The sequence below is a fragment of the Nocardioides pollutisoli genome, assembly GCF_040045055.1.
Classification (GTDB): Bacteria; Actinomycetota; Actinomycetes; order Propionibacteriales; family Nocardioidaceae; genus Nocardioides; species Nocardioides tweenelious.
Window position 1 is genome coordinate 3,162,408 of the sequence record NZ_JBDZDU010000001.1, and the last position, 14,024, is coordinate 3,176,431.

Below are 14,024 nucleotides of genomic sequence, written 5' to 3' on the forward strand. Positions count from 1 at the left end.
AAGGGGTGCCCACCTCCCGGGCTGCGGGGTCGCTCACAGGTAGCCTCGCTCCGTGACGAAGAGCGGGGGCCAGGTCGGCGGCAACGTCGGCGGCTACACGCTCCTGGCGAAGCTCGGTGAGGGCGGCATGGGCGTCGTCCACCTCGCCCGCCGCGACCAGGGCGACCGCGTCGCGCTCAAGGTCCTGCGGCCGCACATCGTCGGCGACGACGAGGCGCGGCGACGCCTGGAGCGCGAGGTCGGGTCGCTGCGTCGGGTGCACAGCCGGTGGGTCGCCGAGATCGTCGACGCCGACCCGTGGGCCGACATCCCGTACGTCGCGACCCGCTACGTCCCCGGTCTCTCGCTGCACGACCAGATCGTCGAGCACGGCCCGATCACGGGCTCCGACCTCTACTGGCTCGCGGCCTGCCTCGCGGAGGGGGTCGCCTCGGTGCACGCCGCGGGCGTGCTGCACCGCGACGTCAAGCCCTCGAACGTCCTGATGGAGGGTCGCACCCCGATCCTCATCGACTTCGGACTGGCCCGCGTCGCCGACGACCCCAGGCTCACGCACACCGGCTGGCTGCTCGGCACCCCGGGCTACCTCGCGCCGGAGATCCTCTACGGCGAGGACGCGACCGCGGCCTCCGACGTGCACTCCTGGGCGGCCACGGTCGCGTACGCCGGCCTCGGTCATCCGCCGTTCGGGCGGGGACCGTCGATGGCGATCATGGACCGGGTCCGCCGCGGGCAGTTCGACCTGTCCGGCCTGCCGCAGGACCTCAGCCAGGTCGTCGCCGCCGCGCTCGACCCCGAGCCCCGCAACCGCCCGACCTTCGACCAGCTGCTCGCGTGGCTGCGGCCGCTCACGACCCACCGCGGTCAGGCGCCCACCGCCCCGCCGGCGGCTGTCGCGCACGACCCCTACACGGTCCCGCTGGCGCTCGCCTCGCAGGCTGCGGCAGACGACGAGACCGACGTGTGGCCCGGCCACGACGCCGCCGAGCCGCACACGCTCGCGCTCACGTCGTACGGCGAACCCACGACCTACGAGCCCGCCGCTCCCAAGGTGTCGTTCGGTGAACGGTTCCGCCGGGGCACGCTGCTGGTCGCGGCCGCCGTCGCGGCGGGGGCCGGGTGCGCGGCGTACCCCTGGGTCACGACGGGTCTCTTGCTGGTCGTCGTGTGGCTGCTGCGCAGCGGCTCGCTCGCGGCGTCGGCGCACGACCAGCGCCGGCAGTTCCGCGGGCGCAAGTGGTACGACGGCGCGCAGCTGCTGATCGCGGCGCCCTGGCACCTCGTCCAGTCGATCCCGGGGACCGTCCTGCTCGCACTCTGGAGCCTCGGCCTGGCCGCGGCCGCCGCGCTGGTCTGCTACTCGATCGCGACCGGCATCTCGCTCGCGCTCTTCGTCTGCGGGGTCGTGCTGACCGGCTCGCTGTGGTTCGGGCCCGGCGGCTCCCGCGTGCGGGGGCCGGTCGGTCGGGTCGTGAACCCGCTCGCCGCGGACCCCCGGCGGTGGGCGATCGCGACGCTCGTCGTGGTCGCCGCGATCGTCGTCCTCGGCTTCCGGGCGGACCTGTCCGGCGCGAGCTGGACGCCCGGGCAGGACCGTCCGTTGGCCGGAATCGGTCGCCACGACACGGGGGCGCGTGGCAGCATGGCTGTCATGTCACCCCGCGTGATCATCATTCGCTAGCGCGTCGAGCCCCGCCCGACGCGCCACCTCTCGTACCCCGAGAGGTTTTTTTATGTCCGCACGACGAAGAGAGCTGCACACGATGGACCTGCACGGCGCCTTCCACGTCTACGACACCACGCTGCGCGACGGCGCGCAGCAGGAGGGGCTCAGCCTCTCGGTCGCGGACAAGCTCTCCATCGCGCGCCAGCTCGACGACCTCGGGGTCGGCTACATCGAGGGCGGCTGGCCGGGGGCCAACCCCAAGGACACCGAGTTCTTCCGCCGGGCCGTCGACGAGCTCGACCTGCGCAACGCCAGGCTCGCGGCGTTCGGCGCGACCCGTCGGGCCGGGGTGAAGGCGGCGGACGACCCGCTCGTGGCCGCCCTGCGCGACAGCGGCGCGAGCGTCGTGACGCTGGTCGCGAAGTCGCACGACCGCCACGTGGAGCTCGCGCTGCGCACCACGCTCGAGGAGAACCTCGAGATGATCCGCGACACCGTGAGCCACCTGCGGCAGAACGGGCAGACCGTCTTCCTCGACGCCGAGCACTTCTTCGACGGCTACCGCGCCAACCGCGACTACGCCCTCGAGGTGCTGCGCACGGCGTACGGCGCGGGTGCCGAGGTGATCGCGCTCTGCGACACCAACGGCGGCATGCTGCCGGGCTGGGTGGCTGACGTCGTCCACGACGTGCGCGAGAACGCCCAGGTGCGCGTCGGCATCCACTGCCACAACGACACCGGCTGCGCGGTCGCCAACACGCTCGCCGCGGTCGACGCCGGCGCGACCCACGTGCAGGGCACGATCAACGGCTACGGCGAGCGCACCGGCAACGCCGACCTCGTCGCCGTCGTCGCCAACCTCGAGCTCAAGCTCGACAAGCAGGTGCTGCCGGCCGGCCTGCTCGGCGAGGCCACCCGGATCGCGCACGCGGTCGCCGAGGTCACCAACTTCCCGCCGGCGTCGCGCCAGCCGTACGTCGGCAGCTCGGCCTTCACCCACAAGGCCGGCCTGCACGCGAGCGCGATCAAGGTCGACCCGGACCTCTACCAGCACATGGACCCGGCCGGCGTCGGCAACGACATGAGGCTGCTGGTCTCCGACATGGCCGGCCGCGCGTCGATCGAGCTCAAGGGTCGTGAGCTCGGCTTCGACCTCTCGGGCGACCGTGAGCTGGTCACCCGGATCACCGAGCGGGTCAAGCGGCTGGAGAACGGCGGCTTCACGTTCGAGGCCGCCGACGCGTCGTTCGAGCTGCTGCTCATCGAGGAGGTCGAGGGCACGCGACCGTCGTACTTCGACGTCGAGTCGTGGCGGGTGATCACCGAGACCACGCCGCACGGCGATGCCGTCACCGAGGCGACCGTCAAGCTGAGGGCCGAGGGGGTGCGCTACGTCGTGACCGGCGAGGGCAACGGCCCGGTCAACGCGCTCGACCACGCGCTGCGCGAGGCGATCGGTCAGGCCTACCCGGAGGTCGCGAAGTTCGAGCTCATCGACTACAAGGTGCGGATCCTGGACCAGGGCCACGGCACCGACGCGATCACGCGCGTGCTGATCGAGACCAGCGACGGTGCGACGTCGTGGGTGACCGTCGGCGTCGGCGCCAACGTCATCGAGGCGTCGTGGGGCGCACTGGTCGACGGCGTCACGTTCGGTCTGCTGCGCCACCAGGGCTGACGATCCGGCGGACGAGGTCGACCCAGCCGTCGTAGAAGCGGTCGATGGGGAAGCCGTCGAGCGACACCTGCTCGAGGATCGGCAGCTCCAGCGGGGCGAGGATCGCGACCGCGAGCAGGGGCACGTCGCCGTCGACGTGGAGCTGGGTCAGCAGGTAGCGCACGTGCGTCGCCGTGAACGAGTAGGCACCCGACGCCCGAGCACCGGACCGGCCCGCCTCGCGGATCAGCTCGGCGTGCAGCAGCGTCGTCTCCAGCCGGGTGCGGCCGAACGCGAGCATCCGCTCCCAGGGGTCGGCCCCCGGTCCGAGCGGCGGCTCGCCGGACATGACCTGCGCCTGCCACTCGGTCTCGGAGTGGTCGAGCACCGCCGCCATCAGGCCCTCGCGGGACTCGAACCGGCGGAAGAGCGTCCCCTTGCCGACGCCTGCCGCGTGCGCGACGGCGTCCATCGTCACGGCCGGGGCGCCGTCGCGCTCGACCAGCTCCTTGGCCGCGTCGAGCAGGCGCTCCCGGTTGCGCGCGGCATCGCGGCGCTCCGGCGGGGGAGCACCCAGGAGGGGGAGGAGGTGGTGGTCGGACATGTCGGCGCGAGCCTAGTGACCGAGCCCACGCGCTGCCTCGGAATAGAAACCGGACCGCGGTCCGTTTAGCCTCACATGACCAACCAGACCCGCGTCGCTGTCCTCGTCGGCAGCCTCCGCTCCGACTCCGTCAACCGCAAGCTCGCCGAGATCCTCGCCGCGCAGGCTCCGACGGGCGTCACCGTCGACATCGTCGACGGCCTCGGCGAGATCCCGTTCTACAACGAGGACCTCGACCACCCGACCACCATCCCCGCTGCGGCCGCCGCGCTGCGCGAGCAGGTCTCGGGCGCCGACCGCGTCCTGGCCGTCACGCCGGAGTACAACGGCACCATGCCGGCCGTCCTCAACAACGCGATCGACTGGCTGTCGCGCCCGTACGGCGCCGGTGCCCTGGTCGGCAAGCCGTTCGGCGTCGTCGGGACCACCCCCACGCCGTACGGCGGCAAGTGGGCGCACGCCGACACGGCCCGCTCCGCCGGCATTGCCGGTGCGGTCGTCGTCGAGGACGTCACCGTCTCGCAGTCGGCCCTCGAGGTAGACGTGCTGACCGATCCCGAGGTGCTGGCCCGCCTCACGAACGCGGTCCAGCTGCTCGTCGACCACGACGTGGACGCCGCCGCGGCCTGACCCTCCCGCCCTGGTCCCGGGGACTACCGTCGGGTCGTGGCCGCACTCCATGACCTGACCGCCCTGGAGCAGGGCGAGCTCGTCCGACGCCGCGAGGTGTCGCCGCTCGAGCTCACCGAGCACTACCTCGAACGCGCCGACCGCCTCGACTCGGTCGGCGCGTTCGTCACGCTCACCCCCGAGCTGTCGCGCGAGCGCGCCGCCGGGCTCGGGTCGCGGCCCGACGACGCCGGTCCGCTCTGGGGCGTGCCGACCGCGATCAAGGACCTCAACGCGACCGCCGGCGTCCGCACGACCTTCGGCTCGGCCGCCTTCGCGGACTACGTGCCCGAGGACTCCGACGGCGTCACCCTGTCGATCGAGGCCGCCGGGCTGGTGAGCCTCGGCAAGACCAACGCACCGGAGTTCGGCTCGCCCTGCTACACCGAGCCGGACGTCGCGCCCCCGGCCGTTACGCCCTGGGACCGGACCCGCACCGCGGGCGGCTCCTCGGGTGGTGCGGCGGCCGCCGTCGCCGCGGGGCTGGTGCCCGTCGCCCAGGGCTCCGACGGAGGAGGCTCGATCCGGATCCCGGCCTCCTGCTGCGGTCTGGTCGGCCTCAAGCCGACCCGAGGGCGGATCAGTGGTCACCCCATGTACGGCGACCCGGTGGGTTTGGCGACGGCCGGGCCGATCGCCCGGACCGTGGCCGACGCGGCGGCGATGCTCGACGTGCTCGCCGGTCGTCGGGTGGGAGATCCGTCCTGGGCGCCACCTCCTTCCGAGACGTTCGTGTCGGCCTGCGGCCGTGATCCGGGGCGGCTCCGGATCGGTCGCTTCATCACACCAGTCATCACCGACACTCCCGTCGACCCCGAGTGCGTGCAGGCCTACGAGGACGCGTCGCGCCTGCTGGAGTCGCTCGGTCACGAGGTCGTCGACGTCCCCGTGCCGCTGCCGCGGGAGGCGGTGCCGGTCTTCGAGACCTGCTGGGCCGTGCTGACCGCACTCTCCGTCGTACCTCCCGAGAAGCAGCACCTCCTCCGCCCCCTCACCCGCTGGCTCGCCGACCAGGGTCGGGCCGTGACGGCTCCGGAGTTCGGGCTCGCGGTCGGTGCGATGCGGCGCTACGCCGCCGGTGCGCTGACCGCGCTGGCGCCGTACGACGCCGTGCTCACGCCGACCCTGGCCGTGCCGCCCGTGAAGGTCGGCGCGGTGCGCAACGACGACGATCCGGCCGCCGACTTCGCGGCCCAGAAGGCCTTCACGCCGTGGACGTCCGCGTGGAACGTCACGGGCATGCCGGCGATCTCGCTGCCGACGCACTGGACGCCCGACGGTCTGCCCGTCGGCGTGATGCTGGCCGCCCGGCCCGCCGAGGAGGAGCTGCTGCTGTCGCTCTCCGCCCAGGTCGAGACGGCCGCGTCGTGGCTGGACCGCCGCCCGCCGGGATGGTGAGGTGAGCACATGAGCCGTCCTGTGATCGTCGTCGTCGGAGCCGGCCCCGGCGTGAGTGGCTCGGTGGCGCGTCGCTTCGCGCGCGAGGGGTACGACGTCGGCCTGCTCGGCGTCGACGAGGAGCAGCTCGTCACACTGGCCGGTGAGCTGGAGGCGCTGGGCGCCGCTGTGGGCCACACGGTCGTGGACGTCACCGACGTCGAGGAGGCGACCGCGGCGATCGGGCGGTTCGGCGGGTTCGCCGACCGGATCGACGTGCTCCACTTCAATCCGAGCGCCTTCCGCGAGAAGGACCCGCTCGAGCTCACCGTCGACGACCTGCTCACCGACGTCGCCCTCGGCGTCGGTGCGCTGCTGACCGCGGTGCAGGCCGCGCGCCCGTTCATGTCGGCCGGTGCCCGGGTGACGGTGACGGGCAGCATGGCGGCCGACAAGCCGTGGCACAAGGCCGCCTCGCTCGGCATCCAGAAGGCCGGCGTACGCAACCTGGTGCGCAGCCTCGACACGACGCTCGCGCCCGACGGCATCCGCGTCGTCACGGTCACCGTGCGCGGCACGCTCGCGCGGGAGGGCGCGTTCACCCCCGACAACGTGGCCGAGGCCATCTGGGACGCCGCCAACCAGGACGAGGAGTTCTGGCAGGTCGAGGTGCCCTACGAGGGATGAGCCCGCGGTCGAGGAAGGCGCGCGCCGAGGACGTCCACGAGACCGCTCTCGGTGCTGCTCCGTGCCAGCCGGATCGGTGAGCTCACCCGCGACGAGATCGTCGAGGTCGTGCAGGACGCCTGGCTCGCCCGGGCCTCGAAGCGGCGAGCTGCCGACTGGCTCGCCGAACATCCGCCGCACTGACGTGCGCTGTGGATGACCTCGGCGGGGATCCGTTGATCGGTGCAGCCTGACGTCATGGAGGTCGCGCAGACATTGGTCGCGCTCGGCGGCGTTGCCACCCGGGCAGCGCTGATCTCGGCGACGTCGCGCGCTGCCGTCGACGCCGCACTCCGCACGGGTGAGGTGGTGCGTCTGGCGCACGGCCGCTACGCGCTGCCGCAGCTCGATGAGGCCCGTGGTCGAGCGCACGCGCTCTCGGGTGTGCTGAGCCGCACCAGCGCAGCGCTCCATCACGGCTGGGCGGTGAAGGTCGTGCCCGTGCACCCGCACGTCACCGTGCCACGTCGACGATCGGTCTCGGTCGATCGCCGTCGTGGCGTGCAGCTCCACTACCAGGACCTCGCTCCCGACGAGGTCATCGACGGCGTCGCAACCGATGCGGTCACGACGTTGCGCGACTGCCTGCGGCACCTACCGTTCGACGAGGCCCTGGCCGTCGCTGACTCGGCGCTGAGGGCGGGCGAACAGACGGCACTCGCCCTCGCAGCTGCCTCGGTGCACGGTCCGGGTAGCCCGCAGGCGCGGCGCGTCGCCGAGCTCGCCACTCCGGAGGCCGCCAACCCGTTCGAGAGCGCGTTACGTGCCATTGCCGTCGACGTGCCGGGCCTCCACGTCGAGCCGCAACGGCTGATCACCTCGACGACGCCGTGGTGCCGTCCGGACCTGGTCGACGAGGACCTCGGCATCGTCCTGGAGGCCGACTCGTTCGCATGGCACGGCGATCGTCAGGCGTTGCGGAGAGACGCTCGTCGCTACAACCTGCTGATCGCGGACGGTTGGCTGGTGCTCCGATTCGCGTGGGAGGACGTGATGTCCGACCCGGAGTACGTGAGGCGGATGCTGGTCGGCGTCGTCGCTGTCGTAGATCGACGGGCACAAGTCGGTTGGTCGAGGTGTCGTTGCGCCTAGCGTCTTCGCGCCGGGGCGACTTGTGCCCGTCCGGATACGAGTCCCGGCCGATCAGTCGTCCCCGATGCCCCGCGCGTGCAGGGCGTCGCCGGTCTCGTGGGCGCGCGCGACGACCCGGATGACGAACGGCGTGAGGTAGGCGCGCGGGTGCCGGCCGAGCCCACGGGCGCGGGCAGCGTCGCGGGTCTCGACGGCCAGGGCGATGGTGCCCGGCAGGGCCTGGATGGCGAGACCGATGGTGAGGGCGACGCGCTCGGGGTCGACGCCGACGTGGCGCAGCGGGCCGATCCAGCGGATGAAGGCGTCGAGCATCGCGTTGACCGGCGTGGTCGCACTGACCACCATCGCGGCGAGCGCGAGCGTGAGCAGGTCGACGAGCGTCTCGGTCGCCTTCGCCGGCCCGTAGAGCAGCCACTGCAGCGCGGCGAAGATCGCGGCGAAGAGCAGCACCGACCGCAGCGACCGCGCGACCAGGCGCAGGTCCGTGCGCGCCACCAGGGCCGCGAGCACGGCGACCGCCAGGAAGACGAAGGCGTACGGCGCGCTGCGCACCACCACGACCACGATGCTGAAGACCGCGAGCGCACCGAGCTTCACGCCCACCGGCAGCCGGTGGAGGATCGTGGTGCCGGGTTGGTAGACCCCGACGAGGTACGGCGAGCTCACGACGGCACCGTCGACAGGTAGTGGTCGACCGCCGCGTCGGCCGGGCCGTCGAACCGCACGCCGGCGTCCGCGATCACCAGCACCCGGTCGCACCGGCGAGCCAGGTCCAGGTCGTGGGTCACCAGCACCAGCTGCTGCTCGAGCGCGAAGAGCGCGTCGCCGACGCGTCGGGTGTTGGCCAGGTCGAGCAGCGTGGTCGGCTCGTCGGCGACCACGATCGCGGGCTCGGTCGCGAGCACCCCGGCGAGCGCGAGCAGCTGCCGCTGGCCGCCGGAGAGCGTGTGCACGCTGGAGTCCGCGTGCGCGGCGAGGCCGTAGCGGTCGAGCACCTCGACGGCACGGGCTCGGCGTTCGGACGCCTTCTTGACCGTCCGCCGCAGCGACAGCTCGACGTCCTCGACGCAGGTCGGCATCACCAGCTGGGCCGCCGGGTCGGTGAAGCAGAAGCCGACCTTGCGGCGTACGGCGGAACCCTCGCGCGCGACGTCGAGCCCGTCGACCACGACCCGACCCGAGCTCGCCGTCACCAGGCCGTTGAGCAGCCGGGCCAGCGTGGACTTGCCGGAGCCGTTGGCGCCGACCAGCCCGATCCGCTGTTCGGTCAGGTGCAGGGTGGTCGGCTCGAGGATGACCAGGTCGTGGTCACGGTCCGGTCCGGGGACGGCGACCGACGCCTGGTCCAGCTCGATGACCGACACTCAGCGGCGACCCAGCAGGCGAGGGAAGGCGCGGTGGACCTCGGCGGCGACCACGGCGACGAACAGCGACTTGACGACGTCGCCGACCCAGAAGGGGGCGTCGTACACGAACGCGGTGTGCCAGCTGACGTCGAAGTAGATCTTCATGCCGACGACGCCGCACAGGTGGTTGAGCACGGTGCCGGCGGCCGCACCGATGAAGACGTACGCCGCGCGCGTCTTGAGCGGGCCGCCGAGGTAGACGATCAGGCCGGCGAGCGCGGCCGCGAAGGGGAACGAGATCAGGTAGCCGGCCGAGGCGCCGGTGAAGGGCGCGAGCCCGCCGGTGTGACCGGCGAAGACCGGCAGCCCGACCGCGCCGAGACCGAGGTAGAGGGAGACGGACAGGAAGCCGCGGACCGGTCCGAGGACGCAGCCCGCGAGCAGGACGCCGAAGGTCTGGAGCGTGATGTCGACGCCGGCGCCGCCGACCGGGATGCCGCCGACGACGGCGCACGCAGCGATCAGGGCGGCGAAGGCCGCGATCAGCGCGACGTCGGTCGCGGGGGAGCGGCGCGAGGCCGGCGGGGTGTCGGTGGTGGGCGTCTCGGTCATGGCCATGCTCGGTTCCTTCTGCTGGACCTGAACGGTGGTCAGGTGAACGGCGTTCAGGTTAGGGTTCAGGCTCCCGATGGGTCAACGGTGACTGGACAGCAGGAGGGGTGTGACGTGCGTTACCGCCGCGTCGACGTCGTCGAGCAGGCGCTCCGCGTCCTCGACACCTACGGGCTCGCCGACCTCACCATGCGCCGGCTCGGCACCGAGCTCGGTGTCCAGCCCAGCGCGCTCTACCACCACTTCGCCAACAAGCAGGCGCTGCTCGCAGCCGTCGCCGACGAGATCCTGGCACGCGGCGTCCGCGCCCCGCGGCCCGGCGCGTGGGACGACCGCGTCGTCGCCGAGTGCGGGCGACTGCGCGACGCGATGCTCGCCTACCGCGACGGCGCCGAGCTGGTCGCGACCGTCCACTCCTTCGGGCTCGGTGCCGCGGCGCCGTACGACGAGATCGCGGCGGCCCTCACCGACGGCGGCCTCGACGCCGCGCTCGTGCCGACGGCCGCACGCACCCTGCTCCACTTCGTCTTCGGTCACGTGTCCGACGAGCAGACCCACCTGCAGGCCGGTTCGGTCGGCGCCATCGACGGCGAGCCGCGGGAGTCGTCCGACTTCGGCGTCGGCCTCGCGATCGTGATGGACGGGATCCGCCAACGGTCGAGCGACTGGTCAGGAATCGAGAAGCACGGGTCCTCGCGCGGTCGCTAGCGTCGGGGCACACCCAGTCGCTCTTCCAGGAGGTTCCCATGTCGTACGTCGTCGACTTCGTGGACGTGTCCACCGTCGGACTCGAGTCGTCGCCGGTCGCGGACGCGCTCGCGGGGCTCCGGGCCAACGAGGCCCGCTACTTCAGGAACAAGTACGACCACGCCTTCACCCTCGAGCCCGCCGACGAGGCGCAGGACACCATCGCCTGGATCCACACGATCCTGAAGGACGAGCGCGACCTGGTCATCGAGTCGAAGCCGCTGGAGGCCACGGAGTTCGAGGTCGCGGGCATCAAGATGGCCTACGTCTTCTACGAGTCCGGCCTCTCGATCAACGTGATGTACACGCTCGAGGACGGCGGCAAGCGCGCCGTCGGCTTCAAGCTCTCCGACGGGATGGAGGTCCCCGCCGAGCTGGCCGACCGCTTCAAGTTCGCCCGGCAGAAGTCGAAGCTGGCGGGCACGATCCGCGGGTCCTTCTTCGTCATCAAGGGCACCTACTGAACCTAGGGTGGTCCGCGTGTACTTCGAGAACCTCGTCTTCGACGCCGTCGATCCCCAGCTGGTGGGCCGCTTCTGGGAGGCGGTCGTCGGCGGCGAACAGCTGACCGACGAGCACGCCGGCTACGAGACCCGGCTCGCCATCGAGGGCGGACCGGAGCTCGACCTCTGCTTCCAGCGGGTGCCGGACGCACCCACCGATCCGGTGCGGCTGCACCTCGACCTCCTGGGTGGCGATCGCCAGGACGAGGTCGTCGAGCGACTGCTCGGTCTGGGTGCGCGGCACCTCGACATCGGCCAGCGCGACGTGCCGTGGGTGGTGCTCGCCGACCCCGAGGGCAACCCGCTGTGCGTGATGGAGGAGCGGTCGGCGTACGCCGACACCGGCCCGATCGCGGCGGTCCCGCTCGACTCGGCGGATCCCGACCGGGACGTGGAGTTCTGGTCCTGGCTGACCGGCTGGACCGAGGTGGCCGGCGTCGCGCCGCGCTCCCTGCGTCACCCGTCGCGACGCGGCCTGCTGCTCGAGCTCTGCCCGGAGCGGGCGCCGAAGGGTGCGGTCAAGAACCGGCTGCACCTCGACATCCGTCTCGAGACGGGCGACGACGCCGACCAGGTCGAGGCCGGCATCATCGAGCGCGGTGGTGCTCCGCTCCGCACCGACTGGGGCGACCTGCCGTGGCGGTCCTACACGGACCCGTCCGGCAACGAGTTCTGCGTGCTGCCGGTCAGCTCGGGGTCCTAGACCTCGACGACCGCGCCGTTGAGCTCGGCGAGCAGCACCGCGCCGGCGAGGTCGAACCGCGTGTCCTTGAGCACGGCGGCCGACAGGTCGACCCCGTCGAGGTTCGCGCCACGCAGGTCGGCCGAGGTCAGGTCGGTCTGGCGCAGGGTCGCGCCGGACAGCTGGGCGCCGCGTAGCGACGAACCCGTGAGGTCGGAGAGGGACAGGTCGGAGTCGCGCAGGTCGACGTCGGCGAGGTCGAGCCTGGTCAGGTTGGTGCCGCGGATCGTGACGCTGCGCCACTGCCCACCCCGCAGGTCGATCGGGCGCAGGACGCACTCGGTGAAGACCGAGCCGGTCAGCTTGCAGCCGTCGAACATCGCGTCGAAGAAGTTGGTGCGCCGGAAGTCGCAGCCCACGAACGCCGACGCGACGTGGGTCGAGGAGTTGAAGCGGCAGCCGTGGAAGACGCAGCGGTCGAAGGTCGCGCCCTTCGTGATGGTCTCGCTGAGGTCGACGTTGGTGAAGGTCACCTCGGTGTACGACGCGGCGCCCAGGTCCTCGCCGTACCAGTCGAGGTCGCGGAGGTGCTCCCCGGCGATCGACCCGGAGGTCGGTTGGGTCACGGCTTCTCCCGCGGCGTCAGCTGGAGCAGCGCGCGCGGCGACACAGCCGTCGACAGGCCTCCTCCGACGGCGCGCTTCTCGAAGTGCAGGTGGCAGCCGTCGGGTGCGCCGCGGTCGTTGGCCCGCGCGAACATCGTGCCCTTCGTGACCGTGTCGCCCTCGCTCACGTAGACGCGCCGGGTGTGTCCGATCACCAGGTCCCAGCCCTGCTTGGCGTTGCGGAGCAGCACGGGGTTGTCGCCGTACGCCGGACCGAGGCTCGCGTGGGAGACGACCTTGGCCCGGAAGGCGGCGTAGAGCGGGGTGCCGCACGGCATCGCGACGTCGATCCCGTGGTGGAAGCCGTGGTCGTTCCTGCAGCGCGGGTCGGGGGAGTAGTAGGGCGCCGACGTGCAGCCGAACGGCACCATGATCCGGTGGGCGCCGTAGAACCACGGCGACGTGTAGTAGGTCTTGTCCTTCGAGTAGAAGACCCATCGCGGGTCGGACGCCCGCGCCGAGGTCGCCAGCGAGGCGACGAGTCCGAGGGCGATCAGGATCGCGGCGAGTCGTCCGAGGCGCATGCCTTCACGGTAAGGCAAACTCACCCGGCGCCAGGCTCCGCAGCACGCAGAACTCGTTGTCCTCCGGGTCCGCCATCACGACCCAGCTCTCGTCGCCCTGGCCGACGTCGACCTGTCGCGCGCCGAGGGCCTCGAGCCGCGCGACCTCCTCGGCCTGGGTGCAGTCGATGGGGGAGATGTCGAGGTGGACGCGGTTCTTCACGGTCTTGCCCTCGGGCACGACGCCGAAGGTCAGCGACGGCACGATCGGCCCGCGGCGTACGGCGTCGAGGATGTCGGCGTCGGTCCGCCCCGCCGGGCCGATCTCGATGAAGTCGGGCTCGGTGAGGGTCACGACGTAGCCGAGCGCGGCGCACCAGAAGTCGGCCAGCCGCACCGGGTCGGCGCAGTCGATGTTGGTCTCGGTGAGGCGAGAGGTCATGCGCCCAGTCTGGCCGGGATCAGAGACGGATGCCGAACGTCGTGAAGACGGCTGCGGCGAAGAGCGTCAGCGGCAGGCAGAGCGCCACGGCACCCACCGCCACCCACGGCCGCCGGAGGGACACGGCGAGGACGAGCAGGCCGAGGACGGCCAGGATCCGCGCCTCGTGCTGCACCTCGCCCGCGAAGGACGCCGTGTGGAGGTGCAGCGCGTCGCCCAGGAGCAGCGCGGCCCCGGCCGCGACGCCGACGACCGCCAGCACTGCCGAGCGACCGGCCGCCCAGGACCCGGCCGCGCCGAAGACCGACCCGACGATCACGCTGAGCACGAGCCACTCCTGGGCGACCGTCGAGGTCACGGTGCTCGGGTCGTCGCCGAGCCAGCGCACGCCGGCCACGTAGTAGGCCTCGACCGCGACGGTCAGCAGCACCACCGCGGCCACGGCCGCTCGGACCGCGCCGATCCGCAGCGTCGCGGTCAGCAGGGCGCCGATCACGAACGCGGCCGCCGCCCAGCCGGCACACGAGTTGGCGACCGTCGACCACGGCGACGGCCGGTGGGCGTTCCAGAGCAGGTCGACCACGCCGAGGGCGAGCCCGGCGGCGACGGCCACGCCCAGTGCGGTCGCAGAGGTGATCACGTCGCGGCGGAGAGCGGGGGTCGTCGGCAGATCGACGGCGTTCATCGTCATGCCGGCGAGTCTGGTTCGAGGGCCGTCCGCGTTCCTCCACCT

At 72.2% G+C, this 14,024-nt stretch carries 18 protein-coding genes; 10 read left to right on the top strand and 8 right to left on the bottom strand.

What is annotated here, in order from left to right:
- Positions 1–52 precede the first annotated feature (52 nt).
- On the top strand, positions 53–1,681 hold the full coding sequence (locus ABLE68_RS15515) for a serine/threonine-protein kinase (protein WP_348872540.1): 1,629 nt from the start codon (positions 53–55) through the stop codon (positions 1,679–1,681).
- An 82-nt stretch (positions 1,682–1,763) separates the two neighbouring features.
- The gene (gene cimA, locus ABLE68_RS15520) at positions 1,764–3,344 is read left to right on the top strand and encodes a citramalate synthase (RefSeq protein ID WP_348873292.1); all 1,581 of its coding nucleotides are present in this window, start codon (positions 1,764–1,766) and stop codon (positions 3,342–3,344) included.
- On the opposite strand, the gene ABLE68_RS15525 is transcribed toward cimA, so the two are convergent.
- Entirely contained in the window at positions 3,313–3,927 is a 615-nt protein-coding gene (locus tag ABLE68_RS15525) for a TetR/AcrR family transcriptional regulator (RefSeq protein WP_348872541.1), read from the bottom strand. The two genes, cimA and ABLE68_RS15525, sit on opposite strands and share 32 nt — an antisense overlap.
- A 75-nt stretch (positions 3,928–4,002) precedes the next feature.
- On the opposite strand from ABLE68_RS15525, the gene ABLE68_RS15530 reads away from it, so the two are divergent.
- The 5 genes from ABLE68_RS15530 to ABLE68_RS15550 are packed head-to-tail and all read left to right on the top strand — an operon-like array spanning position 4,003 to position 7,791.
- On the top strand, positions 4,003–4,557 hold the full coding sequence (locus ABLE68_RS15530; RefSeq protein WP_348872543.1) for an NAD(P)H-dependent oxidoreductase: 555 nt from the start codon (positions 4,003–4,005) through the stop codon (positions 4,555–4,557).
- 36 nt (positions 4,558–4,593) lie between these two features.
- The gene (locus tag ABLE68_RS15535; RefSeq protein ID WP_348872544.1) at positions 4,594–5,994 is read left to right on the top strand and encodes an amidase; all 1,401 of its coding nucleotides are present in this window, start codon (positions 4,594–4,596) and stop codon (positions 5,992–5,994) included.
- A 9-nt stretch (positions 5,995–6,003) separates the two neighbouring features.
- Positions 6,004–6,660, top strand: coding sequence for an SDR family oxidoreductase (locus tag ABLE68_RS15540; RefSeq protein ID WP_348872545.1), 657 nt, complete (start codon positions 6,004–6,006; stop codon positions 6,658–6,660).
- A 51-nt stretch (positions 6,661–6,711) separates the two neighbouring features.
- A complete protein-coding gene (locus ABLE68_RS15545) occupies positions 6,712–6,843 on the top strand; it encodes a hypothetical protein (RefSeq protein WP_348872546.1) in 132 nt (43 codons plus the stop codon).
- A gap of 54 nt (positions 6,844–6,897) precedes the next feature.
- Positions 6,898–7,791, top strand: a complete 894-nt coding sequence (locus ABLE68_RS15550; protein ID WP_348872547.1) for an endonuclease domain-containing protein — start codon at positions 6,898–6,900, stop codon at positions 7,789–7,791.
- 51 nt (positions 7,792–7,842) lie between these two features.
- Here ABLE68_RS15550 and ABLE68_RS15555 read toward each other — a convergent pair whose 3' ends face one another.
- Genes ABLE68_RS15555 through ABLE68_RS15565 form a run of 3 tightly spaced genes read right to left on the bottom strand, consistent with a single transcriptional unit; the run spans position 7,843 to position 9,755 of the window.
- Positions 7,843–8,457, bottom strand: coding sequence for an energy-coupling factor transporter transmembrane component T family protein (locus ABLE68_RS15555; protein WP_348872549.1), 615 nt, complete (start codon positions 8,455–8,457; stop codon positions 7,843–7,845).
- Positions 8,454–9,155, bottom strand: coding sequence for an energy-coupling factor ABC transporter ATP-binding protein (locus ABLE68_RS15560; RefSeq protein WP_348872550.1), 702 nt, complete (start codon positions 9,153–9,155; stop codon positions 8,454–8,456). The genes ABLE68_RS15555 and ABLE68_RS15560 overlap by 4 nt, the downstream gene beginning before the upstream one ends.
- On the bottom strand, positions 9,156–9,755 hold the full coding sequence (locus ABLE68_RS15565; protein ID WP_348872551.1) for a biotin transporter BioY: 600 nt from the start codon (positions 9,753–9,755) through the stop codon (positions 9,156–9,158).
- Between the two features lie 108 nt (positions 9,756–9,863).
- Between ABLE68_RS15565 and ABLE68_RS15570 the strand changes: the two genes are divergently transcribed.
- The 3 genes from ABLE68_RS15570 to ABLE68_RS15580 are packed head-to-tail and all read left to right on the top strand — an operon-like array spanning position 9,864 to position 11,702.
- The gene (locus ABLE68_RS15570) at positions 9,864–10,457 is read left to right on the top strand and encodes a TetR/AcrR family transcriptional regulator C-terminal domain-containing protein (RefSeq protein ID WP_348872553.1); all 594 of its coding nucleotides are present in this window, start codon (positions 9,864–9,866) and stop codon (positions 10,455–10,457) included.
- A gap of 38 nt (positions 10,458–10,495) precedes the next feature.
- The gene (locus tag ABLE68_RS15575; protein WP_348872554.1) at positions 10,496–10,960 is read left to right on the top strand and encodes a phage tail protein; all 465 of its coding nucleotides are present in this window, start codon (positions 10,496–10,498) and stop codon (positions 10,958–10,960) included.
- 16 nt (positions 10,961–10,976) lie between these two features.
- Complete coding sequence (locus tag ABLE68_RS15580; protein ID WP_348872556.1) at positions 10,977–11,702, top strand: VOC family protein; 726 nt, start codon at positions 10,977–10,979, stop codon at positions 11,700–11,702.
- Here ABLE68_RS15580 and ABLE68_RS15585 read toward each other — a convergent pair.
- Genes ABLE68_RS15585 through ABLE68_RS15600 form a run of 4 tightly spaced genes read right to left on the bottom strand, consistent with a single transcriptional unit; the run spans position 11,699 to position 13,982 of the window.
- Positions 11,699–12,307, bottom strand: coding sequence for a pentapeptide repeat-containing protein (locus ABLE68_RS15585; RefSeq protein WP_348872557.1), 609 nt, complete (start codon positions 12,305–12,307; stop codon positions 11,699–11,701). The two genes, ABLE68_RS15580 and ABLE68_RS15585, sit on opposite strands and share 4 nt — an antisense overlap.
- A complete protein-coding gene (locus tag ABLE68_RS15590; RefSeq protein WP_348872558.1) occupies positions 12,304–12,870 on the bottom strand; it encodes a M23 family metallopeptidase in 567 nt (188 codons plus the stop codon). The genes ABLE68_RS15585 and ABLE68_RS15590 overlap by 4 nt, the downstream gene beginning before the upstream one ends.
- Before the next feature lie 4 nt (positions 12,871–12,874).
- Positions 12,875–13,291 (bottom strand): VOC family protein, encoded by a 417-nt coding sequence (locus tag ABLE68_RS15595; protein ID WP_348872559.1) that lies wholly within the window; start codon positions 13,289–13,291, stop codon positions 12,875–12,877.
- Positions 13,292–13,310: 19 nt separating this feature from the next.
- Positions 13,311–13,982 (bottom strand): DUF6518 family protein, encoded by a 672-nt coding sequence (locus ABLE68_RS15600; RefSeq protein WP_348872560.1) that lies wholly within the window; start codon positions 13,980–13,982, stop codon positions 13,311–13,313.
- Positions 13,983–14,024: the final 42 nt, after the last annotated feature.

Bases quoted from the DNA above. Each gene is read 5' to 3' on its own strand.
- cimA (WP_348873292.1), top strand. From the start codon at position 1,764: ATGGACCTGCACGGCGCCTTCCACGTCTACGACACCACGCTGCGCGAC.
- ABLE68_RS15525 (WP_348872541.1), bottom strand. From the start codon at position 3,927: ATGTCCGACCACCACCTCCTCCCCCTCCTGGGTGCTCCCCCGCCGGAG.
- ABLE68_RS15530 (WP_348872543.1), top strand. From the start codon at position 4,003: ATGACCAACCAGACCCGCGTCGCTGTCCTCGTCGGCAGCCTCCGCTCC.
- ABLE68_RS15540 (WP_348872545.1), top strand. From the start codon at position 6,004: ATGAGCCGTCCTGTGATCGTCGTCGTCGGAGCCGGCCCCGGCGTGAGT.
- ABLE68_RS15550 (WP_348872547.1), top strand. From the start codon at position 6,898: ATGGAGGTCGCGCAGACATTGGTCGCGCTCGGCGGCGTTGCCACCCGG.
- ABLE68_RS15565 (WP_348872551.1), bottom strand. From the start codon at position 9,755: ATGGCCATGACCGAGACGCCCACCACCGACACCCCGCCGGCCTCGCGC.
- ABLE68_RS15575 (WP_348872554.1), top strand. From the start codon at position 10,496: ATGTCGTACGTCGTCGACTTCGTGGACGTGTCCACCGTCGGACTCGAG.
- ABLE68_RS15590 (WP_348872558.1), bottom strand. From the start codon at position 12,870: ATGCGCCTCGGACGACTCGCCGCGATCCTGATCGCCCTCGGACTCGTC.
- ABLE68_RS15595 (WP_348872559.1), bottom strand. From the start codon at position 13,291: ATGACCTCTCGCCTCACCGAGACCAACATCGACTGCGCCGACCCGGTG.
- ABLE68_RS15600 (WP_348872560.1), bottom strand. From the start codon at position 13,982: ATGACGATGAACGCCGTCGATCTGCCGACGACCCCCGCTCTCCGCCGC.